We start from the raw sequence: 24,652 nt of genomic DNA, 5'->3' as shown, positions 1-24,652 counted from the left end.
AAACCTGCTGAACGCAAGCATTTACATGGGCCTTCCGGCCCCGCTCAACCGTTATCCCGTCGGGGTGGGCGCAGCAGCAACACCGCCGCGATGATCTGCAGCGCGACGCACAGCGCCAGCGGCGCGCCATAGCCGCCCGTCAGATCATGCACGACGCCGACAATCGCCGGGAAGAAGGCATAGAAGAACTGCCCGGTCGCCACCGTCATGCCCATGATCAGGCTGAAGGCGCGGGCGGGAAACTCATGCTGGATGATGGTTGCCGGCAGGGTGATCAGATTGCCGACGGACAGGCCAAATACGATGACCGCCGGAAACAGCACCTGCGGACTGCGCGGCCAGATGATGATGGCGACCAGCGCCAGCGCCTGACTGCCGATGCTCAGCGCTGTCGTCAGGCGTTGATTGACCCGGTCGATGACGAAGCCAAGGGCGACCCGCCCGGCGAAGGCGGCGAAGGAGCCGGCCATCAACGCCACCGCGGTCTGCTCCGCCCCCAGAGCCGGCAGCAGCAGGGCGACCTGATGCATCAGGAAGCCGACCTGGGCGCCAAAGCCCAGGGCGAACGGAACGGCGATGCTCCAGAAATGCAGGGAGCGCATGGCGTCGCGCCAGTTGGCGGGGCCATCCGGCGCGCGACCAGAGCCGCTGGCGACCGCATGGGTTTCGCCATCCGGAACCGGCGCGCGGCTGGCAAGCCCGAAGATCAGCAACGGCAGCAGCATCGCCAGCATGACGAGGCTGAGCCCGGTGACGCTGGCCGCGAGGCCATAGACGGCGCTGAGCCTGACCAGCAACGGCGCGACGAAGACGCCGGCGAGACTGGCGCCATTGAGCGCCAGGCTGATGGCGAGGCCGCGCTTGCGGTCGAACCAGCGGGCCAGCGCGGTGGAAATGGCCGTGGAGCTGGTGGCCGCCCAACCGATGCCCAGCACCGCGCTGCACGCGAACAGCATAACCGGATGGCGGGCGTTGGCCACGCCAATCGCGCCGAGCGCCATGACGCAGACGCCGCCGCAAAGCAGTATTCGCAGATCGACCCGCGAAAACAGGGCGCTGACCCAAAGCAGGCAGGCGGCGCCAAAGACGTAATAAAAGGTGATCGAGGCCGAAACCAGCGCCGTCGACCAGCCATTGGCGCGCTGCAACTCGGCCAGATAGACCGGCTGACCGTAGAAACCGAAACCCCAGACGAAGATGGCCATGGCGAAGCAGGCCAGCACCGCCGGCCAGCCAGCGCGAAATTCGCTGACTTCGGCGTCCGGGGTGTTTTCGGCAGGCCGCGCCCGGCTCAGGTCCGCATCGTTCTGGTCCGCGTTGGCGACGGTGGGCAGGGCGGACATGGGTCGGGCTCCGGAGAATTCAGGCGTCACGCGGGCGCCAGATGCGTCCTGAAACCGGATGCCATCTCCTGACCTTACGCGATATCCGCATCCTGCTTTTGAATGCGTCGCGCCGCCAGCCGCGCCAGCGCGCCCCTGGGTTGCATCTGGCCGGCGCCTTTGACGACAGCCTTGGCCACGCCCTGGGCGACGGCCGTCCAGGAGGTTTCGGCAGCCCGGCGATCCAGACGTTGTCTGATGAACGCGGCTCGTTGGTTTTTGTCAGGCCCACGCGGCGCGGTGCAGGGAATTTTGTCATATGGAATTGCGTTTTGGCGATCGTGAACGTCCCGGCACCTTCACGACCTGGCGCAGCTCGCCGCCCCTCAAGGGGCATGAGCGCCCTCGCAAGACCGCGCGGACAGCAACGATGCGGACGCCGACGCGTCCGCCCGCGAAGTCCGCGCAACGCTCCAGGATCAATGCGCCAACCTCGTTGGCGAACCTTATGGGGCCTGGACGTCAGTCATACGCTGCAAAATGGAGATGACGCGTTCGCGCCCGTCGGGGGCCGGCATGCCGCGCGGCCCATAGACATTGCGGGTCAGGAAAAAGCCGGTGACGCGCAGGGCGTCGAGCACGTCTCGCGGCGACGGAGCCGTTTCCAGCGCGCCGGAGAGAAACGGCGGCAACGGCAGCAGCCGGTCTTTCCAGGGCTCGCCAGCGGCAACCGAAACGGCGCAGCCGGACTTCGGCGAAACATATTTCAGATCATCCGTCACGCCGGTCGCGGCGCAGCGCGACAGATCAAGGCCGAAGCCCAGCTCGGCGAGCAATGACAGTTCGAACAGGGCCAGCAGGCCCGGGCCAACCGCATCGTCAGCCACGTGATCGGCGAGCAGGGCCAGAGCATCATGCACGTCCGCGTGGGGATCGCGCTCCGGCAACAGGCGCGTCAGCGCCACCGCCGCGCCGAGCAGGTTGAGCGCCAGGGCCGAGCCCATGTAGCGCGCCGCCCGCAACTGGCCGCCCTCCACGGCGAACATGCCCAGTTGCTCCTCGATGCGGGCCCGCCACACCAGGGATACCGAATTGCCAGGCTGGAGCACCGGGCGCATCCGTCCCGAGCGACCGCCGCGCACCACGCCGGCGTGACGGCCATGGGCGCGGGTCATGACTTCGAGAATAACGCTGCTTTCACCAAGACGGCGCGCCCCAAGCACCACGCCTTCGTCAGCCCATTCCATGACCTCTCCACGGGCGGGGTTGGGCGGCGGAACGCAAGATCCCGGAGCCGGTTGCGGCATCGGCGCGCCTGGCGACGGACATACGCAGGCGCAGCGCTTTCATGGGTGGCCGGTTCAGGCCCCCGGTCACCACAATCCTGGGGGCGTCAGGGCGCCCTTGCAGACTGCCCCGCCCCCCCTGGGCCGACTTCACGCAAGGCCCAGCCCTACCATGAGGCGCTGAGGCAGCAAGACTCAGTTGCGCGGGAACTCCAGCCCCATCTCGCGATAGCGGGCCGGATCATCGCCCCAGTTCTCGCGCACCTTGACGAACAGGAACAGATGCACCTTCGCGTCGGCCGCCTCGGCGATGTCGACGCGGGCCGCCGAGCCGATGGCCTTGATGGTCTGGCCGCCCTTGCCCAGCACAATGCTGCGCTGGCTTTCACGCTCGACGAAGATGGTCTGCTCGATGCGCACCGAGCCATCGCGCTGTTGCGTCCAGGTGTCGGTTTCCACCGTGGAGGCATAGGGCAGTTCATCGTGCAGGCGATCAAACAGCTTTTCGCGCGTGATCTCGGCCGCCAGCTGACGCAGCGGCGCGTCGGCGATCTGGTCCTCGGGATAATGCCAGTGATCGACCGGCATGCGCTCGGCCAGCCATGTCTTGAGATCCTCGACGCCATCGCCCTTCATGGCGGAGATCATGAAGGTGCGCTGGAATTCGCCCTTCCCGTTCACCGCCGCGGCGAGCGCCAGCAGCCGCTCGCGCTGGATCAGGTCGATCTTGTTGAGAATCAGCACCTTGGGCTTGCGCACGTCGGCAAGCCGCTCCAGCACCGCCTCCACTTCCTCGTCAATGCCCTTGCGGGCGTCGACCAGCAGGCAGACGACGTCGGCGTCGCCGGCGCCGCCCCAGGCGGTGGTGACCATGGCCCGGTCAAGCCGGCGCTTGGGGCGGAAGATGCCAGGGGTGTCAACGAAGATCATCTGGCTGTCGCCATGAATGGCGATGCCGCGCACCAGTACGCGGGTGGTCTGCACCTTGCGCGAGATGATCGACACCTTGGCGCCGACAAGGGCGTTGAGCAGGGTCGACTTGCCCGCGTTGGGCGCGCCGATCAGAGCGATGAACCCGCAGCGCGTCTGCAGGGCCTCGTCCTGGCCGTCGCCGGCGCCCGGAGCCGGCGGAGTGGTTTCGTCAGTCATGTGTGCCCTTGTTCATGTCGGATCGGCGCCTTCGCGCGCGAGAAACTGGCCGGCGGCGTCCTGCTCGGCGGCCCGCTTGGAGGCGCCCTTGCCGAGACAGGGCTCAAAGCCCTGGACCTGGGTGGAAATCGTGAAGACCGGCGCGTGGTCAGGTCCGGTCGTCTCCACCAGTTCGTAGCCGGGATTGGGCAGGCCGCGGGCGTGAGCCCACTCCTGCAGGGTTGTCTTGGCGTCGCGCAGCGGCCGTTGCGGCGCGTGCATGCGCGGCTCGAAGGCGGCGCGCACCACGGCGGCGGCGGCGGCGTGCCCGCCATCGAGATACACCGCGCCAACAATGGCCTCGCAAACATCCGCCAGCAGCGAGACGTTCTGGCGGGCGCGCGGAAAGGCGCCGCCGGCGGCGAGGCGCAGGTGCGGCGGCACATCCCAGGCGCGCGCCACATCGGTGCAGGTTTCGCGGCGCACCAGTTCGGCCAGGCGGCGGGACAATTCGCCCTCCTCCGCCGCCGGGAAAGCGCGGAACAGCATCTCCGCCACTACCAGGCCCAGCACCCGGTCGCCCAGGAATTCCAGCCGCTGGTAGGAGCCGATGCGGTCATCGGCGCCGCTCACATGGGTCAGCGCGCGCTCAAGGAGCGAACGGTCGGTGAAGTCGTGGCCAACGGCGGCCTCCAGCTTCGCGAGGGATGGCTTGCGCGCGGCCATGTTATCTGACCCTGGTGAACATGCGATCCCAGCGCACGCTCCACGGCCACTTCCAGAACTGCCAGGCGGCGGAATCCTCCTTCACCGAGAAGAAGATCAGTTCGGCGCGGCCGATGAAATTCTCAAACGGCACATAGCCAACGCTCGACTCGTCGCGGCTGTCGGTGGAATTGTCGCGGTTGTCGCCCATCATGAAGAAGTGGCCGGCGGGCACCGTGTAAACATAGGTGTTGTCCCAGTAGCCCTTGTCGCCGTCGCGCTCGATCACCCGGTGCTTCACGCCGCCGGGCAAGGTTTCGATATATTGCGGCACCGGAACCTGGCGCCCCCAGGAATCGGTGGTGACGAAATCCTCAATGCGCTGGCGTTCGACCATCTGGTCGTTGATGTACAGCCGCCCGTCGCGCATCTGGATGCGGTCGCCCGGCAGGCCGATGACGCGCTTGATGTAATCGGTGGCGTTGTCCTTCGGCAGCTTGAACACGGCCACGTCGCCGCGTTTCGGCTCCGAGGCAAGGACGCGACCGTTGAACACTGGCGGGCTGAAGGGGATGGAGTACCTTGAGTAGCCGTAGGAGTACTTCGACACGAACAGGTAGTCGCCGATCAACAGCGTCGGAATCAGCGAGCCCGAGGGAATGTTGAACGGCTGGAACAGCAGGGTCCGCACAACCACCGCAATAAGCAGCGCCTGGATAATGACCTTGACTGTTTCGTAAAGGCCGCCGTCTTTCGACGGCTTCTCCCTGTTTTCAACATCCGTCCGCGCCATGCACCGGCCTTCCGTAGCCGGTCACGGCCTGACCGGCGATATGGGTTTCAGACAAAGCGCCGGCCCCGGGGGCTGGCGTTCGGGCATGTTGCGGTTGCACGACGTCCATTTCCGGCTCCGTGCAACCGCAACATGCTCTTTTATGGCGCAGGCTGGCCGCCGCCGCGCGCCATGGATACTCCAAGGCGCCGCCTGGCTCAATCGGGCGTCGCCTGGCTCAATCGGGCCCCGCCCGATACTGGCCGCCCCCTGGCCCAATCGCGCCGGCGGTCGCCCGCCGCAGACGCGATGACCAATGACCGCGCCAAAACAGCCAGGGTGCTTCCAGCAATATCCGGATTCGGCCCGCGATGTCCGGCAACGCGCTTTCAAGGGCCTGCAACGGTTCTATTATCCCCGATTGCGGCGCGAGCGGGGCCATGATTGCAAGGCGGCGAGCGTTTGTCTTGCTGATGTCTTGCTGCGGGCGCCCAGGACCGGCCGCCCCCTCAATCCGGCCATTCAGGCCTGATCCTGCCGGGGCGGCGCAGGCGGCAGCGCCTCGATGATGACGAACGCCTGGGCCATGGGCGGATCGTCGGTCAGCGAGACGTGGATGACAGGCTCCATGCCCGCCGGAATCATGGTTTTCAGTCGCGCGAGGGCGCCCCCGGAAAGGCGCATGGTGGGCCGGCCGCCCGGCATGTTCACCACTTCCATGTCGCGCCAGAAGACGCCAAGCCTGAGACCCGTGCCCAACGCCTTGGAGCAAGCTTCCTTGGCCGCGAAACGCCTGGCGTAAGATGCGGCCCGCGTGGCGCGACGGTCGCTTTTCGCCCGCTCGCCTTCCGTGAAGATGCGGTGGGTGAACCGGTCGCCGAACCGGTCAAGAGATCTTTGTATGCGATTGATGTCGCAAAGATCAGAGCCAATGCCGACGATCATCCTGTTCCCTCTTCCAACGGCGGCCCGGCGCCTGGTCAACCGACACAGGCTGCGGGAAGCTGGCGGCGGCAAGGCTGATGCATCCGCAAGCTCGGGCGCGCCGCCGCCGCCCGGATCCCGTCAGCGCCCCACGGATCAGTCCTGCGGGCATTGACGCAATCCGGCCGTTTCCATCCAGTTACGGCATAAGCGGATCAGAACCAAGACAAACGGCGACAGCGCCCTCAACCTCGCCGGGTAGGGACGCCTCGCTGAATCCTGTCGCGCGGGCGACAGCGACAATCGCTGCGGCCTGTCCTTGCCGGGCGGCGCACCGCCGCCCGGAGACAGGAGCATGGCTCAGGGGTTCGGACCAGCCCTGGAAACCACGCCGGCGATCAGGCCGCCGACAAGCGGCGCGACGATGAACAGCCAGACCTGGGACAACGCCTTGCCGCCAACGAAAAGGGCTGGGGCGAGACTGCGGGCCGGGTTCACCGACACGCCCGTGACATTGATGAACACGACATGGATGACAAACAGGGTGAGGCCAATCGCCAGGCCGGCGATGGCCGCGTTGGCGGCCGGCTTCGTCACCTGGAGGATCAGATAGACAAAGATGAAGGTGATCAGAACCTCCACGAGCGCCGCCGCGGTGAGGCCATAGCCCGCGCCATACCCCTCGCCCCAGCCATTCTGGCCGAGGCCGGACGTGGCGACGTTATATCCGCCGACCTTGTCCGACAGGATGAGGTAAAGAACCGCTGCGCCGATGATGGCGCCAACAACCTGCCCGATCATGTATCCAATGGCATCGCCAACGCCGATGCGGCCGGCGCTGAGGAAGCCCAGCGTCACCGCCGGATTGATGTGACACCCGGAAATTCCGCCAATCGAATAGGCGGCCACCATCAGGCCGATGCCAAACGCGAAGGCGATGCCCAGCAGGCTCATCGCCGTGCCGGCGCCTGTTCCCGTGGCGAGCACCACCGCGCCGCAACCGAAGAAAACAAGCAACGCTGTACCATATGCTTCGGCGATATACTTGTTCACGCCATCCATCGGACTACTCCCACGCAAGCGGCCACGCAGGCCGCAGACCCGCCGTTGCCGCCCAAATACTGCGGCCAAGGCCTTCCCACCCCTCCAGAAACGCCACGCCCACGCAGCAACAGCCCCGGCAAGGTCGGGAAAATCGCGGCGTGGGTCGGTGGGCCCCGGCAAGGCTGCTCGTGACGACGCCGCCAGACAGTCACGCCTGACCGCATTTTCCGGATGCGCCAAGGCGCAGCTAGCAAAAAACCCCCGCCGGAATGATAATGGCGACGATTTTCAGTAACGCTGACCTTTGTAACCGATTCAACTCTTGTGAGATATCAAACTTTTGAGAACGGTTATTTGCGCAATAATTCCAAATGGGAATTTGTGAAACTCAAGCTTCCGCAATGTGGCGCAACGCCTGCGGGGCCCTTCCATCAGATAATTAATTCAAAAATATCAATGCCTTACGAAAACAACAGAGCTGACGTCAAACAACCCGGATCAACGCATCCCCGCCGCCCCGGCCAACGCTCCGGAGCAAGCCGCCAACATGTCGGGGGCCGGGGCCACGCCCCAGACGCATGGCAAGCGCGGATGCGGCGCCCGTGAAAGCATTGATGCAACTGATGCGTCGGCCAGACGCCGCGACTCCGCCTGCCACAACCCGCCGGATTGCTCCAGTGGTCCGCTTCCGACAGTTGCATCCCGCGGTGACGGAACGGCGGAGCGAGTGCCGGAACCCTGAAGGCCGCATGCCAACCGATTGATTTCATAATTTAATTTATGGATTCGATGCCCGCCCGCCGGCCCGGAGAACTGCTGTCGCCGGAGCCGGATCGGGCAAGCGTCGGTTCAGGCCGCGTCCTGCCCGGCGCGCGCAGCCAGGATCACGGCGCGCATGTGCGCGACAGCAGCTTCCAGGCCAGTGAAGATGGCCTCGCCAACGAGAAAATGGCCGATGTTGAATTCGATGATCTCCGGGATGCGCGCCACCGGAACAACGGAATCGAAATTGAGGCCATGGCCGGCATGTATCTCGAGGCCGAGATCGCGCCCAAGCGCCGCGGCGATCCTGATGCGCTGCAGCTCCGCCTGCGCGGCTTCGGCGGCGCCCTCATCATGACGCTCGCAATATGCGCCCGTATGCAGTTCCACCACCGGCGCGCCAAGCTCCGCCGCCATGCGCATCACCGCTGGCTCCGCCTCCACGAACAGGGACACGCGGATGCCGGCGGCCGACAGTTCAGCGATCATCGGACGCAGTTCGTTCTGGCGTCCGATGATGTCCAGCCCCCCCTCGGTGGTGCGTTCCTCGCGCCGCTCCGGCACAAGGCAGATGGCGTGCGGCTGCACCCGCAGGGCGATGTCCACCATCTCGCGGGTCGCTCCCGCCTCGAAGTTGAGCGGGACTGTCAGTTCCTGCTTCAGCCGCGCAATATCGCCGTCCCGGATATGCCGCCTGTCCTCGCGCAAATGCGCGGTGATCCCGTCCGCTCCCGCCGCGACCGCCAGATGCGCGGCGCGAACCGGATCGGGCGCGCCGCCGCCGCGCGCGTTGCGCACCGTGGCCACATGATCGATGTTTACGCCCAGACGCGGCGCCGTCGCGCGCGCGCTGGCCATGGGGGCCGCCCGATCCATTCTCATCTCCCACACCATCCTCAGCCCTGACGGGAACCGCCGGCTGGCAAAAACGACGCCGGCTCCGCTTGCGGTCAACAACCCTGGCTTGTCGCCCAGTGGGAAGCACGGCCCAGGCCAGCATCGCGAAACGCATCGGCCCACCGGTTTTGCACAAAATCCCGCGACGCGCGCAACGTCCTCCCGGCGGAACAGGCGCACATTTGTCACGGGCGCTGGCGGACGGGCGCGTCCGCAATGTGCGCATCGTGCGCGCGCGTCCGCGTCGGACAGCGCTGAAACCGGCCGCTGGACAAGAATCGGGTTGCCGTCCGGCCCTGATCTGCCCCAGTCTGGCTGAAATGCGAAGCGAGCCGGCCTGATGAATCAGCGGCGCCCGGTCTGCGTCTCCGGGGGCGCGGCGCCGTCACCGGCCCCTTCGCTTTTATATGGCGTCTCCGTCTCCCCTGCTCCCCGTCACGACACGGGAGCCTGGGCGCCGGGGAGACAACGCCAGAGCGCTTCCCGGGCAGACGGAACGTCTGGTCGATCAGAATGCGCTCAAAGCGGGGAAACCGCTCCAGGGAAGCCATCCGGATCAACGCGCCGGATGGGAGGAAAGCGACCGGGAAGATGGAGAAGGCAGCATGAACAGCGCGCCCGAAGGGATGGTCGTCACTCTTGAAGCGGCGGACGGGTTTATATTTTCCGCCTACAGGGTCGAACCACGGGGTGAGCCGCGCGGCGGCGTTGTCATCCTTCAGGAGATTTTTGGGGTCAATCCCCACATCCGCAAGGTCGCCGACACCTATGCCCGCGCCGGCTATCTGGCTATCGCCCCCGCCCTGTATGATCGCGTCGCTCCGGGAACAGAACTCGGCTATTCCCCCGCCGACATGCAAAAGGGGCTGGAATTACGCGGCCAATGTGAGCTGGCCGGGACAATGAATGACATCCAGGCCGCCATTGATGACGCCGCCTGGGCAGGCAAGGTCGCGGTTGTCGGCTACTGCTGGGGCGGGCAACTGGCGTGGCGGGCGGCCAATGCGGCGAACGATCTCTCGGCGGCCGTGATGTACTATGGCGGCGGCGTCGACAACCTTGGCGATCTCACCCCGCAGTGCCCGGTTCTTGGCCACTTTGGCGAGCGGGACGCCCATATTCAGGTCGACCGGGTGTTGCCGCTGCAAACCCGCTACGCCCATCTGGTCAACATCAGGATCTATCCGGCCGATCACGGCTTCAATTGCGAAGCGCGCGCCAGCTATGACGAGGCCGCGGCGCAACTGGCCCTGCAACGCACCCTGGCGTTCCTCGACAAACAACTGGCGGACGACGCCTGACGCCCGGGCGACCGGATTGTGCGGAGCCCGAAACGGCGCCGCAGACCTGGAGCATTTCCGGTGACAACCCGTTCACATAAAACGCTTCATCTCTTTAGGTTGAAGCATTTCCTCCGCGAAAAGCGGGCTCCCCTTTTCCCGACAATGCTCCAGCGAATACGCTCCCCCATGCACGGACCCGCCGCCGATCGCCTGACGACGGGTAGACAACTGTTTCCGTCGGGACAGTGCGCCAGATCCGGAGAGCGGCGTCATACCGTTTGATGGGGGCGAAACCGCATCCCGCTCCAGACCATGCGGCGTTGCAGGGTTTCGCCGCGCGACGCCCCGGATGATCAGGGATCCCGCGCCTGAGAGCAGTCAGTCCAGAACCACGTTGGCTGGCCAGGCATCAAGCTCGCGCGGACCGCCGGGCGATCCCGGACGAGCGACGCCATCCACGACGGAGCGCCGCCCGGGCTCCTGCCGGGAAGCGCGGTAGATGGCGTATGCGTCAGAGGTCGCGAAACGCGTTTCCTCCATCGTCCCTTCCGCCGCCAGGATCATCGCCCGCAGGTCATGCCCAACCTCGGACGAGCTCACAATGCTGACGCGAGCGCGCAGGGCGTCCCATTTTGCGGCGACCATATGGCTGCCGGTGTTCATGCTTTCGCGCAGCACACGCTGGATCAGCGGCAACGCCTCATCCGGCTCGATGTTCGGCATCAGCACGGCAAACGCCCCGGGCCTGATCCGGGCGACAATGTCGGTGACGCGCGAGAGGGCAATGAGTCGGTCGTGAACCGCGCGAACCCGCCCTTCGATGCCGCCGCCCTCGCTGGCCTGGTCCAGTTGCACAGCCACGAACGTAACTGGCGCCCGCACCTTGAGCTGCGCCGAGACCAGCCGGGCCGCCTGTCCGAGAAACGCACCCAGATTCAGGGCGCCGGTCTGCGGATCGAGCGCGGAAAGCACGTCGCGGGCCCGCTGCTGCCGCTCGCGCGTCATGCCGAGGGCCAGCGCGGCGGCGGTTGAAACCGCGATGGTCGCCGCCAGCGTCAGCCATACGCCGATCGGCAGGGAAGCGTCCGATGCATGCCCGCCTCCTGAACTCAACCCCGCAAAAATCTCGAGCAGAATACAAAGCGTGGCGGCCCCAAGCGCTATGGCGAGGGGTTTGCGCGAGGGCAGCGCCTCCCTGCGTCCACGCCAGATCTCACGTAGCGCCAGCAGCAGGAAGAATGCGAACAGCGTCACCACCGACGCCACCAGCACCTGCGCCTCGGCGTCGTCGCCAATGGTCACCGCGCCGCCAAACCACAACAGGGCGACGCCGGCAGCCACGGCCCAGACAGACGAACGCCCCTCAAAGGCCCGCGTGGCCTGCCAGACAAGACCAAAAGCGAAAATTGCGACAGCGCCGCCGCCCGCCCCCGCCAGCCATGGGCCGTCAAACGCGCGCCAGATGGCCAGGGAGCCCCCAACCGTCATGGCCCCGAACGCAGCGGCCCACCACATCAGCGTGACGACGCGCCGGTCCATCAGCCAGAGCCCGAGCAGGAACACGCCTTGCGTGCAGGCAATCACCGCGCTGACACTGATGATGGTGGTGAATTGCAACCCCACGGGGATCCCCTGAATGCAAACCATGTCTCCAGGTTCACCAATGTGTTACCACACATCCTCAAACAGAAAAACCAGAAAACCGACCAGACTGCCCTTACCTGATGCCCAATTTGACCAATATGCGCCGAACTGCCGGCAGTTTTGACCTTCATCCGTCCCCTTGTCCGACACAGCGCCCAAAATCCAGACATTTACAACCGTAGATTGCGTGCGTCTGACCGCCTGACCTGAACCTGTCGGCTTGCCTTCTCACGATGGATGGGATAACTGGGCCGCTTCACGCATCGGCCCTGGCCGGAAGCTGAACGGACGCCCGCGCGCTCCTGTCACAAGGAGCGCCTGGGGGACCAGTTGGTCCATGTCCCGTGTTTCCGCCTTCGATCCCATGTTTCGGGCCTTGCACAACGAGGCTCGGAGGGCTTGGCGCCCGGGCGATGCGGAATTTGAAAGAAGAGGCCCGGTTTATGCCGCTTTATGAACATATCTTCCTGGCGCGCCAGGACATCAGCGCTGCGCAGGTTGAAGCGCTGGTCGAGCAGTACAAGGGTGTGATCGAGACCGCCGGCGGCGCTATCCGCAAGGTGGAGCCGTGGGGCGTCAAGTCCCTCGCCTATCGCATCAAGAAGAATCGCAAGGCGCATTTCACGCTCATGAACATTGACGCCCCGCACGCCGCGGTGGCCGAGATGGAGCGTCAGATGGGCATCAGCGAGGACATCCTCCGCTTCATGACCATCCGCGTCGAAGCGCACGAGGAAGGCCCGTCCGCCATGATGCAGAAGCGCGACCGCGACGACCGTCGTGATCGTGACGGCGAGCGCGGCGGCTTTGGCGGCGGCAACCGCTTTGGCGACCGCGAGCGCGGCCCCCGCCGTGAGCGCAACCGCGACGCCGACGCTCCGGCGACTGCTTCCAGCGAGGAGAACTGATCATGGCCGCTGCTCCCCGTCGTCCGTTCTTCCGCCGTCGCAAGACCTGCCCGTTCTCGGGCCCGAACGCGCCGAAGATTGATTTCAAGGACACGCGTCTGCTGTCGCGCTACATCTCCGAGCGCGGCAAGATCGTTCCTTCGCGCATCACCGCTGTTTCGGCCAAGAAGCAGCGCGAGCTCGCCCAGGCGATCAAGCGCGCCCGCTTCCTCGGCCTGCTGCCTTACGTGATCCGCTAAGGATTGCCTTCGCCATGGGGCTGGCCAGAGGCCAGCTTCACGGCTGATGACCAAATGCCCGTCCCGGCTCCTGTCGATGATCAGGAGCCGGGATGGCTTTTCCGGGAAGCCGGACGACAGGCCGCCGCCTGATCTCATTCACCGTCGCCGGAGCCATATGGCCGCCGGTATTGTTGGGGACGCCGGGACGTCTCCTAACCCTGCCGGGCCGGACCCGGAGCAGTGGGACAGCACGACATGTACGCGCAGCTTCTGACAGGCATTGGAGCCGGACTGGCGTCCGCCCTGCTGTTCGCGGTGGTGATCTCGGGATCGCCGGCCGCCATGCTGCTGTCGTACCTGACGCCCCTGCCAATCTTCATTGTAACCATCGGCTGGCGTCACGCCGCCGGGCTCGCCGCCGCTTTCGCCGGCGCCATCGCCTGTGGCCTGGTCTTCGGTTTCGGCTCCGGCTTCAACCTTAAGGCCGGTCTGGCCTATGGCCTTGGCCTGGCCCTTCCCGCCTGGTGGATCGGCTATCTGGTGATGCTGGGCCGCACCGACGCTGCAGGGCGCGCCGAATGGTATCCGCTGGGCAAGGTCCTGTTGTGGCTGGCCGGGATCGCCACGCTGGTGGCGCTGCTGGGCGCCATCGCCGTTGGCGGCAGCTACGCCGCCTATGAGCAGGCGATGCGCGGCGCCTTTGGCGCGCTGTTCGACGCCAGCCAGGGCAGCCCGACGCTCCCCGAAGGCGTGACCCGCGACGATCTGATCAACACGCTGATCGCGGCCGCGCCGTTGCTGACCGCCGGTTCTTTCGTCCCCATGCTAACGCTCAACCTCTGGCTGGCCGGCCGCATTGTCGCCGCCTCCGGGCGGTTGGCGCGGCCGTGGCCCGCGGTGGCGGAAACCCGGATGCCATTCTGGTCCGTCGGCGCGCTGGCGGTGGCGGTGCTGCTGGCGACATTGGCCCCGGGCTTCCCCGGATTCACCGGTCTGGCCCTCACCGGAGCGCTGGGCGCGGCCTTCGCCCTGCAATGCCTCGCCGCCCTGCACACGGCCCTGCGCGGCAAGGCGGCGCGTCCGTTCATCCTGGCGCTGCTCTATGCGCTGATGATTCCGTTTTTCGTCTGGATTCTGCCCGTGCTCTCGCTTGGCGGCGTTCTGGATTCCCTTGTGCGCGCCTTCCGGAAGGCAGGCGCGGCCCCCCCACCCGCAAACGACGCCTGATTTTCAGGCTCACCATTCAACTGGAGCAACATCATGCAGGTCATTCTTCTCGAGCGCGTCGCCAAGCTCGGCCAGATGGGCGAGACCGTCCGCGTCAAGGACGGCTTCGCCCGCAACTTCCTCCTGCCGCAGGGCAAGGCGCTCCGCGCCACCAAGGGCAACCTGGCCCGCTTCGAAGAGCAGCGCGCCCAGCTTGAGGCCCGCAACCTGGAGCGTCGCGGCGAGGCCGAGAAGGTCGGCGAGACCCTCAACGGCCAGGCTTTCGTGCTGATCCGCCAGGCTGGCGAAACCGGCGTGCTGTACGGTTCGGTTTCCTCGCGCGACGTCGCCGAGGCGCTGACCGGGGGCGGCTTCACCGTGGCCCGCCAGCAGATCGGCCTCGACGCGCCGCTGAAGAACCTCGGCCTGCATGAGGTCGCCGTGCACCTGCACCCGGAAGTCGAGGTCAGCGTCACCATCAACATCGCTCGCAGCCCCGAGGAAGCCGAGCGCCAGGCTCGCGGCGAGGACGCCATCGTCCGCGAGGAAACCAGCCTCGACGACCTGGGCCTGGAAGTGGGCGCCGCCCTCGCCGAAGCCGGCGACGACGTCGAACTCTGATCCCGGTCCCCCGGCACGCATACGAAAGGCGCCCCAAGGGGCGCCTTTTTTGTTGGCGACGACACGTGTCCCGACGCCATTCAAATTTCGGACCGGCCTTGTGGATCGGTGTGGGAAACGCCGCCATACTGATTCAATGCCGGGACGCAAGCAGCTGATGTTGCAGCGTTCTCCTGACATCGCCCTCCACCGCTGACACCCTGGGCCTGGCCCCCGGAGGGTGACGCGAGGCTGAAACTTCCCCCCATGGCGCCTGGCCGTGCTAAAAGAGACTCTGGCTCCCCGTCATGGTTAATGGTCCGGTCTGACATGTCGCCTGCAAATGCGCTCGCCACCCGCGTTGAAGCCACCGCCGAAGCCAGCCATCGCGTTGCTCCGCACAATCTGGAAGCGGAGATGGCGCTGCTCGGCGCCATCATGATCAACAATGACGCCTATTATCGCGTCTCGGATTTTCTCAACGCGCCGCATTTTCATATCGAGGCGCACCGGCGCATCTATGAGGTCGCCTCGCAGCTGATCCGCGCCGGCAAGATCGCCACGCCGATCACCATGAAGACCTTTCTTCAGGGCCTCGACATCGGCGAGATGACCATCGCCCAGTACATGGCGCGACTCGCCGCCGAGGCGACGACCATCATCAACGCCGAGCACTATGGCCGCGCCATCTACGATCTGGCGATCCGCCGCGAGCTGATCGCCGTGGGCAGCGACATGGTCAATCTGGCCTATGACGCTCCCGTCGAAGCCGCGCCCCGCGACCAGATCGAGGAAGCGGAGCGCAAGCTGTACGCGCTGGCGGAAACTGGCCGGTATGACGGCGGCTTCATGCCTTTCGGCAACGCCCTGACCGAAGCCATCGACATGGCCGCCGCCGCCTTCAAGCGCGCCGGCAAGCTCTCGGGCATTTCCTGCGGCCTCACCGATCTCGACCAGAAGATGGGCGGCCTGCAACGCTCCGACCTCATCATCCTGGCCGGACGCCCGGCCATGGGCAAAACCTCGCTGGTCACCAATATCGCCTTCAACGTCGCCAAGGCGTGGAAAGCGGAGCGGCGTCAGGACGGCGTGCTGGAATCGGTGAACGGCGGCGTCGTCGGCTTCTTCTCGCTGGAAATGTCGGCGGAGCAGCTCGCCAACCGCATCATCGCCGAGCAGTCCGGCGTGGCCTCCTACAAGATCCGGCGCGGCGATCTCCAGGAAGACGAATTCATCCGCATCGCCGACGCGGCGCGGGAAATGCAGAGCCTGCCGTTGTACATCGACCAGACCGGCGGCATCTCCATCGCCCAGCTCACGGCGCGGGCGCGCCGGCTGAAGCGCCAACGCGGCCTTGATCTGCTGATTGTCGACTATCTGCAACTGCTCACGGGCTCGTCCAAGAAAGGCGACAACCGCGTGCAGGAGATGACCGAGATCACCACTGGCATGAAGGCGCTGGCCAAGGAGCTGCAGGTGCCGATCATCGCCCTGTCGCAGCTGTCGCGTCAGGTGGAAAGCCGGGACGACAAGCGGCCGCAGCTGTCGGACCTGCGTGAGTCAGGCTCGATCGAGCAGGACGCCGACGTGGTGCTGTTTGTGTACCGCGATGAATATTATCTGAAAATGAAGGAGCCGAAGCCGGGATCCGAAGAGCATTTCAAATGGCAGGGGGAGATGGACCAGGCCCACGGCAAGGCCGAAGTCATCATCGGCAAGCAGCGTCACGGCCCCACCGGCACGGTGCAACTGGCCTTTGAGGCGGAAATCACCCGCTTCTCCAACCTCGCCCAGGTCGATCATTTACCCGAGCAATACTGACGCCCGGGCAATACTGAAATTGGCCGTTTCGCCACTCCATACTGAAAACATTACTGCAGCGCGCCGCATCGCGGAGAGTTTCAGCCGCGACTGGCGCCAAAGGAGTTCCATGCTGGACCCAGTCAAAGCCGGCGATATCGCGCCGGATCCGATCAGCGCCGATCTTGCCGGCGGCGTGCTGACAGTCGATCTCGGGGCGCTTTGCGACAATTGGCGGACCATGCGCGCCGCCTCGGGCGCGGCGGAATGCAGCGCCGTCGTCAAGGCCAACGCCTATGGAACCGGCCAGGGCCCCGCCGTGAAGGCGTTGCGGGCCGCTGGCTGCCGCACGTTTTTCGTCGCCCATCCGCATGAGGCGTTCCTGGCGAGGGCCGCCGCGCCGGATGCGACCGTTTATGTTCTCAATGGCCTGCCGCCCGGCGCGGGGCGTCGTCTGGCGTCGGCCGGCGTGCAACCCGTTCTCGGCTCCCTGCATGAACTGGCCGAATGGCGGCGCGAAGCGGGCGACGCGCCAGCGGCGCTGCACATCGACACGGGGATGGAGCGTTTGGGCCTGACCGCCCGGGAAGCGGCCGGGGCGGCGGCTCAGGGCGTTGGCCAGATCTCTCTGGTCATGAGCCATTTCGTTGCTTCCGAGGAGCCGGACAATTCGCTCAACGATCGCCAGATCGCGCGTTTCACCGAGCTGTCGGCGCTGTTTCCCGGGGTGCGCAAATCCCTCGCCAACTCCTCCGGCATATGGCTGCCGCAAGCTCCGCATTTCGATCTGACGCGACCCGGCTACGGGCTGTATGGCGGCAATCCGACGCCAAACCTCCACCCTGCCCGCCCCAATCCCATGCGCCCTGTGGTCCGGCTTGAGGCGCGCATCCTCCAGTTGCGGGACATCGCGCCAGACGACACGGTCGGTTACAACGCCCGCTGGCGCGCCAGCGGCCAGCGGCGCATCGCCACCCTGTCGGCGGGCTACGCCGATGGCGTGCTCCGCAGCGCCAGCGTCCGCAATACGGGCGCGCCGCAGACCCACACGCGGCCGCATACGGGCGGCGCGGCGCTGGTCGCCGGCGTGCTGTGCCCGTTCGCCGGCAATATCTCGATGGATCTGCTGGCGGTGGACGTTACAGGCGTACCGCGTGACGCGGTGCAGGCCGGCGACATGGTCACACTGATCGGCGACGGGCTCAATGTGGACGAGGTCGCGGCGCGCTGCGGCACGATTGGCTATGAGACGCTGACCAGTCTTGGCCAGCGCTATGCGCGTCACTACGTTGGAGCTGCATGATCAGGATCTGATTCAGCAACGCCAGCCATGCGACTGATCCGGCGCGATTTTTCTCTCACGCGACGCGCGGGTTGATCGGAGCGCGTCGTAAAACAGCGGCGCGCGCTTCCACGCTGGCATGACAGGATCACGCGTCCGTCCCTGATCTGGAAACCTTGCCCAGGAGAAAACGAACCGTGGCCCGCGCCGTCCGACAGTTCATTTGCCAGGTCTGTGGCGCCTCCCAGCCTCGATGGCAGGGCAAATGCGACGCCTGCAACAGCTGGAACTCGCTGGTAGAGGAAGGCCTGACGGCGCCGGTCAGCGGCGCGGCGTCAGGGCCGGCCTCGCGCCGCAAGGGCCGCACATTCCAGCTTGAGGGCCTGCAGGGCGACAGCGCCGAACCGCCGCGCCTGCCCACCGGCATGGCCGAGCTGGACCGGGTGACCGGCGGCGGCTTTGTGCGCGGCTCGGTGGTGCTGATCGGCGGCGACCCTGGCATCGGCAAGTCCACCCTGCTGATCCAGGCCTGCGCCCAACTGGCTCGCGGCGGCCACCGCGTCGTCTACATTTCCGGCGAGGAGGCCGTGGCCCAGGTGCGGCTGCGGGCCGAGCGTCTCAAACTGGCGGACGCGCCGGTGGAGCTGGCCTCGGAAACCAATGTCGAAGACATCATCACCACCCTGAGCCAGGGACAGGCGCCCCGGCTGGTGGTGATCGACTCAATCCAGACCATGTGGACGGGGGCCATTGATTCGGCCCCCGGCACGGTGACCCAGGTCCGTGGCAGCGCCCAGAACCTGATCCGCTTCGCCAAGACCAGCGGCGCGGCGCTGATCCTGGTCGGCCATGTCACCAAGGACGGCCAGATCGCTGGCCCGCGCGTCGTTGAGCACATGGTGGACGCGGTCGCCTCATTCGAAGGCGAGAGCGGTCACCACTTCCGCATTCTGCGCGCGGTGAAGAACCGCTTCGGCCCCACCGACGAGATCGGCGTATTCGAAATGACCGGCCTCGGGCTGTCGCAGGTTTCGAACCCCTCGGCGCTGTTTCTCGCCGGCCGCGACGTCAACACCCCCGGCACGGCGGTGCTGGCGGCGATGGAGGGCACGCGACCACTGCTGGTGGAGGTGCAGGCGCTGGTGGCGCCCAGCGCCCTCGGCACGCCGCGCCGGGCTGTGGTGGGCTTCGATTCAAGCCGCCTGTCAATGATCATCGCCGTGCTTGAGGCCCATGGCGGCGTGCGGCTCGGTCAGCACGACGTCTATCTGAACGTGGCGGGCGGCATGAAGATCACCGAACCGGCGGCCGATCTGGCGGCGGCGGCGGCGCTGGTCTCGTCGCTATCTGGCTGCGCCCTGCCGCCTGACACGGCGTATTTCGGCGAGATCGGTCTCTCCGGCTCGGTCCGTCCTGTCGTCCAGGCCACGACGCGAGCGCGCGAAGCGGCCAAGCTCGGTTTCAAGCGTGTGGTTTCACCGCCACTGGCGCAGGAAAAAACGCGACAGGAAGCCGCCGCAGCGGGACGCGAAGACAAGCCTGCGGATCGCGGAGCGTTGCGCGCCGACACGGTCTCCCACATCAGCGATCTGGTCGCGCAGATCGCCGCCGCTGGCCCGGGCAAGTCGCGAGCGGCCAGCGCCGACGATGCGACGCGCGATGCGGCGACGCCTTACGGTCCCCGGCGCGCCGCTCCATCGCGCGGCCGCCAGCCTGCCGATTGGGAATGATGCGCCGGCGCCGGCGCGCCATGGCCAGCCACAGTTCGCCGTCGCGTCACATTTACAGTGAGAGCATGATCTTTTCCGAAAAGCGGTTTCCACTTTTCGGGATCATGCTCTATGACGGCCACACGGCGCGCGCCATGAACGCAGGGGCAGGCGCGTGGAGCAGCCGGCTGTGTATTGACCGGCCCCGAGCTATGGCGCATGGGAATGCGCGTAATGTTCGGGTGACTGGCGTTGTCCTGACAGGATCACGTTATCCGTCGGAAAAAGGCTGCTTCATGGATTGCGGACGTTTCTGACAGACGCGAAACTCTGTGTGGGGAACGGGAATTTCGCTTCAGTCACTTGATTGACGCATGTTCGTCGCGCGAAGCGCCTCCACTTCGCCGGAAGATGCTCTAACCGGATGCGGTGTCATTTATGCCAGTTTCGCTTCTTGACCTGATCGTTCTCGGGGTCGTCCTGCTCTCGGCGTTGCTTGCGGCCGTGCGCGGCGCAACCCGGGAGGTGCTCGCCATCGCATCATGGGCGATCGCCGCCGTGGCCGCCCTGATGCTGCACAAGCCGCTGCTGCCCATCGCCTCCCAGCACATTTCCAATCCGACCGTCGCGCTGGTGGCGACCATCGCCGTCATCTTCCTGGTGACGCTGGTGATCGTGTCGTTCATCACCCTGCGCATTTCTGATCTTGTGCTGGATTCCCGCATCGGCTCGATCGACCGCACCCTGGGCTTCGTCTTCGGCGTGGCGCGCGGCCTGCTGATCTGCGTCATCGCCTACATTTTCTTCAGCTGGCTGGTGCCGGAGAAGATGCAGCCGGAGTGGGCGCGCGACGCGAGATTGAGGCCATTTCTGGAAAATAGCGGCAAACAGCTCCAGAGCATGTTGCCGGAAGACCCGGAAGCCATCATATCGAAGTACAAAAATCGCCAGAAGGCGACGGAAGGCGGCGCGGAAGCGCCTCCCGCGGAAGGCGAGAGCGCCAAACCCGCGCCTGTTCCGGCGCCGAACGCCCAGAAACCCGCCGGCCAGACCAACTGACGTGATGGCGGGGACGGCATGCACCGGCGTCATGAGGGCGTTGCCCTTGCGCCGCATTGCCGCCAAAAGCTGGTGAGACACCCAGATATTCAACGACGGGATGGCCGCGCCGCCCCGTCGTTGAATGCTTTGTGACAACACGACGACAGCTGCCAGGCAGCATCCGGGAAACTCCCGGGTTCCGGAGTGGTTTATGATGAGCGCCCCTGATTTTACCGACCATCGCCTGCTGACGCCGCGCGCGCCCTCCTGCGACGCCAGCCAACAGGGGGACAGCATGACCTTCGATACGCGCCAGGGCGGTTTGCGCCAGAACGATCTGCGCAATGAAGATCTGGACGGCGACACGCTGCGTGAGGAATGCGGCGTATTCGGCATCTACGGACACCCGGAAGCGGCGGCGCTGACCGCCCTTGGCCTGCACGCCCTGCAGCATCGCGGCCAGGAAGCCGCCGGCATCGTCAGCTACGACGGCGAACGTTTCCACTCCGAGCGCCGCATCGGCCTCGTCGGCGACAATTTCTCCTCGGCCAAAACCATTGAACGTCTGCATGGCGCCGCCGCCATCGGTCACGTGCGTTATTCGACCACCGGCGAAACCATCCTGCGCAATGTGCAGCCGCTGTTCGCCGAGCTGGAAGGCGGCGGCTTCGCCATCGCCCATAACGGCAACCTTACCAACGGCCTCACCCTGCGCCGCCAGCTGGTGCGCATCGGCGCCCTGTGCCAGTCGACCAGCGACACCGAGGTGTTCCTGCACCTGGTGGCCCACAGCCGCCGCCTGCGCTTCATGGACCGCTTCATCGACGCGCTGCGCCAGATCGAGGGCGCCTACTCCCTCGTGGGCCTGACCAACAAAAAGCTGATCGGGGCGCGCGACCCGCTGGGCATCCGCCCGCTGGTGCTGGGCGAACTGGACGGCCATTACATTCTGGCCTCTGAAACCTGCGCGCTGGACATCATTGGCGCCAATTTCGTCCGCGACGTGGAGAACGGCGAAATCGTCGTCATTTCCGACGAGGGCATCGAATCGATCAAACCGTTCCCGCCGCAGCCGGCGCGGCCCTGCGTGTTTGAATACATCTATTTCGCCAGGCCCGACTCCATCGTGCATGGCCGCAGCGTTTACGAGGTGCGCAAGCGCCTTGGCGAAGAGCTGGCCAGTGAAGCGCCGGCCGAGGCAGACGTGGTGGTGCCGGTGCCGGATTCCGGCGTGCCGGCGGCCATCGGCTATGCCCGCGCCTCGGGCATTCCCTATGAGCTCGGCATCATCCGCAACCATTATGTGGGGCGGACCTTCATCCAGCCGACCCAGACCGGGCGTGAAACTGGCGTGCGCATGAAGCACTCCGCCAACCGCGGCGTCGTCGCCGGCAAGCGGATCGTGCTGATCGACGATTCAATCGTGCGCGGCACCACCTCGGTGAAGATCGTGAAGATGATGCGCGACGCCGGCGCCAGGGAAGTGCACTTCCGCATTGCCTGCCCGCCGATCAAGTTCCCCGACTATTACGGCATCGACACGCCGGAGCGGGAGAAATTGCTGGCCGCGACCCATTCGCTGGAAGAAATCCGGCGCTATATCGGCGCCGACAGCGTGGCGTTCCTGACGGTCGATGGCGTCTATCGCGCCACCGGCTATGAAGGCCGCGATCCGGAGACGCCCCAGTTCACCGACCATTGCTTCACGGGCGATTATCCGACGCCGCTCGCCGACATCACCGGCGAGGCTCCGCGCCAGCTCTCCCTCCTCGCCGAAGCAGGTTGACATGACGACAGTGAACCAGCCGGCAGCCGACCAGTCGGCGACGGGTCCATCCCTTGCGGGACGCCTTGCGCTGATCACCGGCGCATCGCGCGGCATTGGCCGCGCGCTCGCCCTTGCCGTTGCGCGCGAAGGCGCCCACGTCGTCGCCGTGGCCCGCACCCAGGGCGCGCTGGAGGAACTGGACGACGAAATCCGCGCCGCCGGCGGCGCGGCGACGCTGGTTCCGCTCGACATCACCGATTATGACGGACTCGACCGGCTCGGCCTCGCCATTCACGAGCGCTGGGGCAAGCTTGACATCATGGTCGCCAACGCCGGCTCGCTCAATCCGCTGGCGCCCCTCGGCCATGTCACGCCCAAAGAGTTCGATACGGTCATGGCGGTGAACGTCACGTCCGTCTGGCGCCTGATCCGCTCGATGGAATCGTTGCTGGCGGCCTCCGACGCCGGTCGCGCGGTGTTCCTCTCCTCAGGCGCCGCGCACAAGTGCCTGGCCTATTGGGGGCCCTACTCCGCCTCCAAGGCGGCGGTGGAGGCGCTGGCGCGAACCTATGCGGCGGAAACCGCCACGACCCCCGTAAAGGTCAGCATTGTCAATCCAGGCCCGCTGCGCACCCGCATGCGCGCCTCGGCCATGCCCGGTGAAGATCCGCAGACCCTGCGCACGCCGGAAGATCTTGCGCCGCACATCCTGCCGATGCTGCGTCCCGACTGGGCGCATAGCGGCCTGATCTATGATTTTCCCCAGGATGCGCTGCTGCGCCCGCAGATGCCGGCGATGGTCTAAGTTTCTTCGACGCCACAAACAAAAACCCGGGCCAGAGCCCGGGTTTTTGTTTGTCTGGGTTCGTGGTCAGAACCGGAGGCCGCCGTCTCCTGCCAGACGAAAGCGCGCCAGGAGCGGGCGACAGCGCCCTGAACCCGTCAGCGCTTTTTCTTCTTGCCCTCGAACGGATTCGACCCCATGCGCAGGGACAGGCGAACAGGCGTTCCGGGCAGATCAAAGCTCTCGCGCAGGCCGTTGACCAGATAGCGCGTGTAAGAGTTGGGCAACTCATTGAGCTGGTTGCCGAACAGGGCGAAGTGCGGCGGCCGCGCCTTCACCTGGGTCATGTAGCGGATCTTGATGCGACGCCCGGACACGGCCGGCGGCGGATGGGCCTCGACGGTCTCGCCCAGCCACTGGTTGAGGCGCGCCGTGGAAATCCGGGTGTTCCAGACCGCATGCGCCTTCATCACCGCCTGCATCAGCCGGTCAACGCCGTCGCCGGCAAGGCCGGAAAGGGGAACGACCGGGCACCCCTTCACCTGCGGCAACAGCCGCGCCGCCTTCTCGCGCAATTCGGCGAGCAGGCCCGGCTGATCGGACACCAGGTCCCATTTGTTGAGGCCAATGACGAGGGCCCTGCCCTCGCGCTCGACCAGATCAACGATGGTCAGATCCTGCTTTTCAAAGGGGATGGTGGAGTCCAGCAGCACCACCACCACATCTGCGAATTTGGTGGCGCGCAGGCCATCCGCCACCGACAGCTTCTCCAGCTTGTCGTCAATGCGGGCGCGCTTGCGCAGCCCGGCGGTGTCGAACAGCTTGACCTTCTGCCCGCGCCACACCCATTCCAGCGAAATGGAATCGCGGGTGATGCCAGCCTCAGGGCCGGTGAGCAGGCGATCTTCGCCCAGCATACGGTTGATCAGCGTCGACTTGCCGGCGTTGGGACGGCCAACGATGGCAATGCGAACCGGCTTGTCGACCATCTCCGCTTCCGGATCGAAATCCGGATCAGCCTGCTGCTCCGCCGCCTCCGGCAGGGCCAGCATCAGCGCCTCCAGCAGGCCGCTCATGCCCTCGCCGTGCTCAGCCGACACCGGCACCGGGTCGCCAAGTCCAAGACCAAATGCTTCGTAAGAGCCTTCCAGCCCACGATTGCCCTCAGCCTTGTTGGCGAGCACGATCACCGGCTTGCCGGAGCGTCGCGCCAGATCGGCGAAAGCCTTGTCGGAGCCGGTGAGACCGACGCGGGCGTCCATGACGAACAGGATGGCGTCGGCGTCGTCCACCGCCGCCTCGGTCTGGGCGCGCATACGGCCGGTGAGGCTGTCCGCGTCGGACTCCTCCAAGCCGGCCGTATCAACGACGCGGAAATGAAAGTGGCCGATGCGCGCATCGCCCTCACGGCGATCGCGCGTCACGCCGGGCTGGTCGTCGACCAGCGCCAGCTTCTTGCCGACGAGCCGGTTGAACAGGGTGGACTTGCCGACATTCGGCCGCCCGATGATGGCGACCAGGGGAAGGGTCATGATGGCGCGCCGGCGGTTGGCGTTTTTTCGCGCG

The 24,652-nt window shown here is 66.0% G+C and carries 21 protein-coding genes; 11 read left to right on the top strand and 10 right to left on the bottom strand.

Annotation, left to right across the window (positions count from 1 at the left end):
• Positions 1-44 precede the first annotated feature (44 nt).
• The 8 genes from IE243_RS07740 to IE243_RS07705 all read right to left on the bottom strand — a co-directional run bounded on the left by IE243_RS07740 (position 45) and on the right by IE243_RS07705 (position 8,801).
• Complete coding sequence (locus IE243_RS07740; protein WP_191318781.1) at positions 45-1,343, bottom strand: MFS transporter; 1,299 nt, start codon at positions 1,341-1,343, stop codon at positions 45-47.
• 485 nt (positions 1,344-1,828) lie between these two features.
• Positions 1,829-2,569, bottom strand: coding sequence for a DNA repair protein RecO (recO, locus tag IE243_RS07735; protein WP_191318780.1), 741 nt, complete (start codon positions 2,567-2,569; stop codon positions 1,829-1,831).
• Between the two features lie 234 nt (positions 2,570-2,803).
• Entirely contained in the window at positions 2,804-3,757 is a 954-nt protein-coding gene (era, locus tag IE243_RS07730; protein WP_191318779.1) for a GTPase Era, read from the bottom strand.
• Positions 3,758-3,769: 12 nt separating this feature from the next.
• Complete coding sequence (gene rnc / locus IE243_RS07725; RefSeq protein WP_191318778.1) at positions 3,770-4,462, bottom strand: ribonuclease III; 693 nt, start codon at positions 4,460-4,462, stop codon at positions 3,770-3,772.
• Between the two features lies 1 nt (position 4,463).
• Complete coding sequence (lepB, locus tag IE243_RS07720; RefSeq protein ID WP_191318777.1) at positions 4,464-5,234, bottom strand: signal peptidase I; 771 nt, start codon at positions 5,232-5,234, stop codon at positions 4,464-4,466.
• A 501-nt stretch (positions 5,235-5,735) separates the two neighbouring features.
• The gene (gene acpS / locus IE243_RS07715) at positions 5,736-6,158 is read right to left on the bottom strand and encodes a holo-ACP synthase (RefSeq protein WP_191318776.1); all 423 of its coding nucleotides are present in this window, start codon (positions 6,156-6,158) and stop codon (positions 5,736-5,738) included.
• Positions 6,159-6,497: 339 nt separating this feature from the next.
• Positions 6,498-7,190 (bottom strand): MIP family channel protein, encoded by a 693-nt coding sequence (locus IE243_RS07710; protein WP_191318896.1) that lies wholly within the window; start codon positions 7,188-7,190, stop codon positions 6,498-6,500.
• An 840-nt stretch (positions 7,191-8,030) separates the two neighbouring features.
• A complete protein-coding gene (locus IE243_RS07705; RefSeq protein WP_191318775.1) occupies positions 8,031-8,801 on the bottom strand; it encodes a pyridoxine 5'-phosphate synthase in 771 nt (256 codons plus the stop codon).
• Positions 8,802-9,445: 644 nt separating this feature from the next.
• Between IE243_RS07705 and IE243_RS07700 the strand changes: the two genes are divergently transcribed.
• Positions 9,446-10,141, top strand: a complete 696-nt coding sequence (locus tag IE243_RS07700; protein ID WP_244642955.1) for a dienelactone hydrolase family protein — start codon at positions 9,446-9,448, stop codon at positions 10,139-10,141.
• A 360-nt stretch (positions 10,142-10,501) separates the two neighbouring features.
• Here the strand turns inward: IE243_RS07700 and IE243_RS07695 are convergent, their stop codons facing one another.
• On the bottom strand, positions 10,502-11,746 hold the full coding sequence (locus IE243_RS07695; RefSeq protein ID WP_191318774.1) for a GGDEF domain-containing protein: 1,245 nt from the start codon (positions 11,744-11,746) through the stop codon (positions 10,502-10,504).
• A gap of 464 nt (positions 11,747-12,210) precedes the next feature.
• On the opposite strand from IE243_RS07695, the gene rpsF reads away from it, so the two are divergent.
• The 10 genes from rpsF to IE243_RS07645 all read left to right on the top strand — a co-directional run bounded on the left by rpsF (position 12,211) and on the right by IE243_RS07645 (position 23,107).
• A complete protein-coding gene (gene rpsF, locus IE243_RS07690) occupies positions 12,211-12,675 on the top strand; it encodes a 30S ribosomal protein S6 (protein ID WP_191318773.1) in 465 nt (154 codons plus the stop codon).
• 2 nt (positions 12,676-12,677) lie between these two features.
• Positions 12,678-12,914, top strand: coding sequence for a 30S ribosomal protein S18 (rpsR, locus tag IE243_RS07685; protein WP_191318772.1), 237 nt, complete (start codon positions 12,678-12,680; stop codon positions 12,912-12,914).
• Positions 12,915-13,151: 237 nt separating this feature from the next.
• Complete coding sequence (locus tag IE243_RS07680; protein ID WP_191318771.1) at positions 13,152-14,123, top strand: DUF2232 domain-containing protein; 972 nt, start codon at positions 13,152-13,154, stop codon at positions 14,121-14,123.
• Between the two features lie 33 nt (positions 14,124-14,156).
• A complete protein-coding gene (rplI, locus tag IE243_RS07675) occupies positions 14,157-14,723 on the top strand; it encodes a 50S ribosomal protein L9 (RefSeq protein ID WP_191318770.1) in 567 nt (188 codons plus the stop codon).
• A gap of 309 nt (positions 14,724-15,032) precedes the next feature.
• Positions 15,033-16,523 (top strand): replicative DNA helicase, encoded by a 1,491-nt coding sequence (locus tag IE243_RS07670; RefSeq protein ID WP_191318769.1) that lies wholly within the window; start codon positions 15,033-15,035, stop codon positions 16,521-16,523.
• Positions 16,524-16,632: 109 nt separating this feature from the next.
• Entirely contained in the window at positions 16,633-17,805 is a 1,173-nt protein-coding gene (gene alr / locus IE243_RS07665; protein WP_191318768.1) for an alanine racemase, read from the top strand.
• A gap of 176 nt (positions 17,806-17,981) precedes the next feature.
• Entirely contained in the window at positions 17,982-19,514 is a 1,533-nt protein-coding gene (gene radA / locus IE243_RS07660) for a DNA repair protein RadA (RefSeq protein ID WP_191318767.1), read from the top strand.
• A 417-nt stretch (positions 19,515-19,931) separates the two neighbouring features.
• Complete coding sequence (locus tag IE243_RS07655; RefSeq protein WP_191318766.1) at positions 19,932-20,552, top strand: CvpA family protein; 621 nt, start codon at positions 19,932-19,934, stop codon at positions 20,550-20,552.
• 277 nt (positions 20,553-20,829) lie between these two features.
• Positions 20,830-22,320, top strand: a complete 1,491-nt coding sequence (gene purF / locus IE243_RS07650) for an amidophosphoribosyltransferase (RefSeq protein ID WP_191318894.1) — start codon at positions 20,830-20,832, stop codon at positions 22,318-22,320.
• 1 nt (position 22,321) lies between these two features.
• Positions 22,322-23,107, top strand: coding sequence for an SDR family NAD(P)-dependent oxidoreductase (locus tag IE243_RS07645; protein WP_191318765.1), 786 nt, complete (start codon positions 22,322-22,324; stop codon positions 23,105-23,107).
• Between the two features lie 137 nt (positions 23,108-23,244).
• Here IE243_RS07645 and der read toward each other — a convergent pair whose 3' ends face one another.
• Positions 23,245-24,618: a ribosome biogenesis GTPase Der gene (gene der, locus IE243_RS07640; protein ID WP_191318764.1), complete on the bottom strand. Its 1,374-nt coding sequence runs from the start codon at positions 24,616-24,618 to the stop codon at positions 23,245-23,247.
• Positions 24,619-24,652 lie beyond the last annotated feature (34 nt).

Origin of the sequence: Camelimonas fluminis (genome assembly GCF_014656355.1) — a bacterium.
Lineage (GTDB): Bacteria > Pseudomonadota > Alphaproteobacteria > Rhizobiales > Beijerinckiaceae > Camelimonas > Camelimonas fluminis.
Note: the sequence above shows the minus strand (reverse complement) of the source record. Positions and strands in the feature narration are given on the sequence as shown.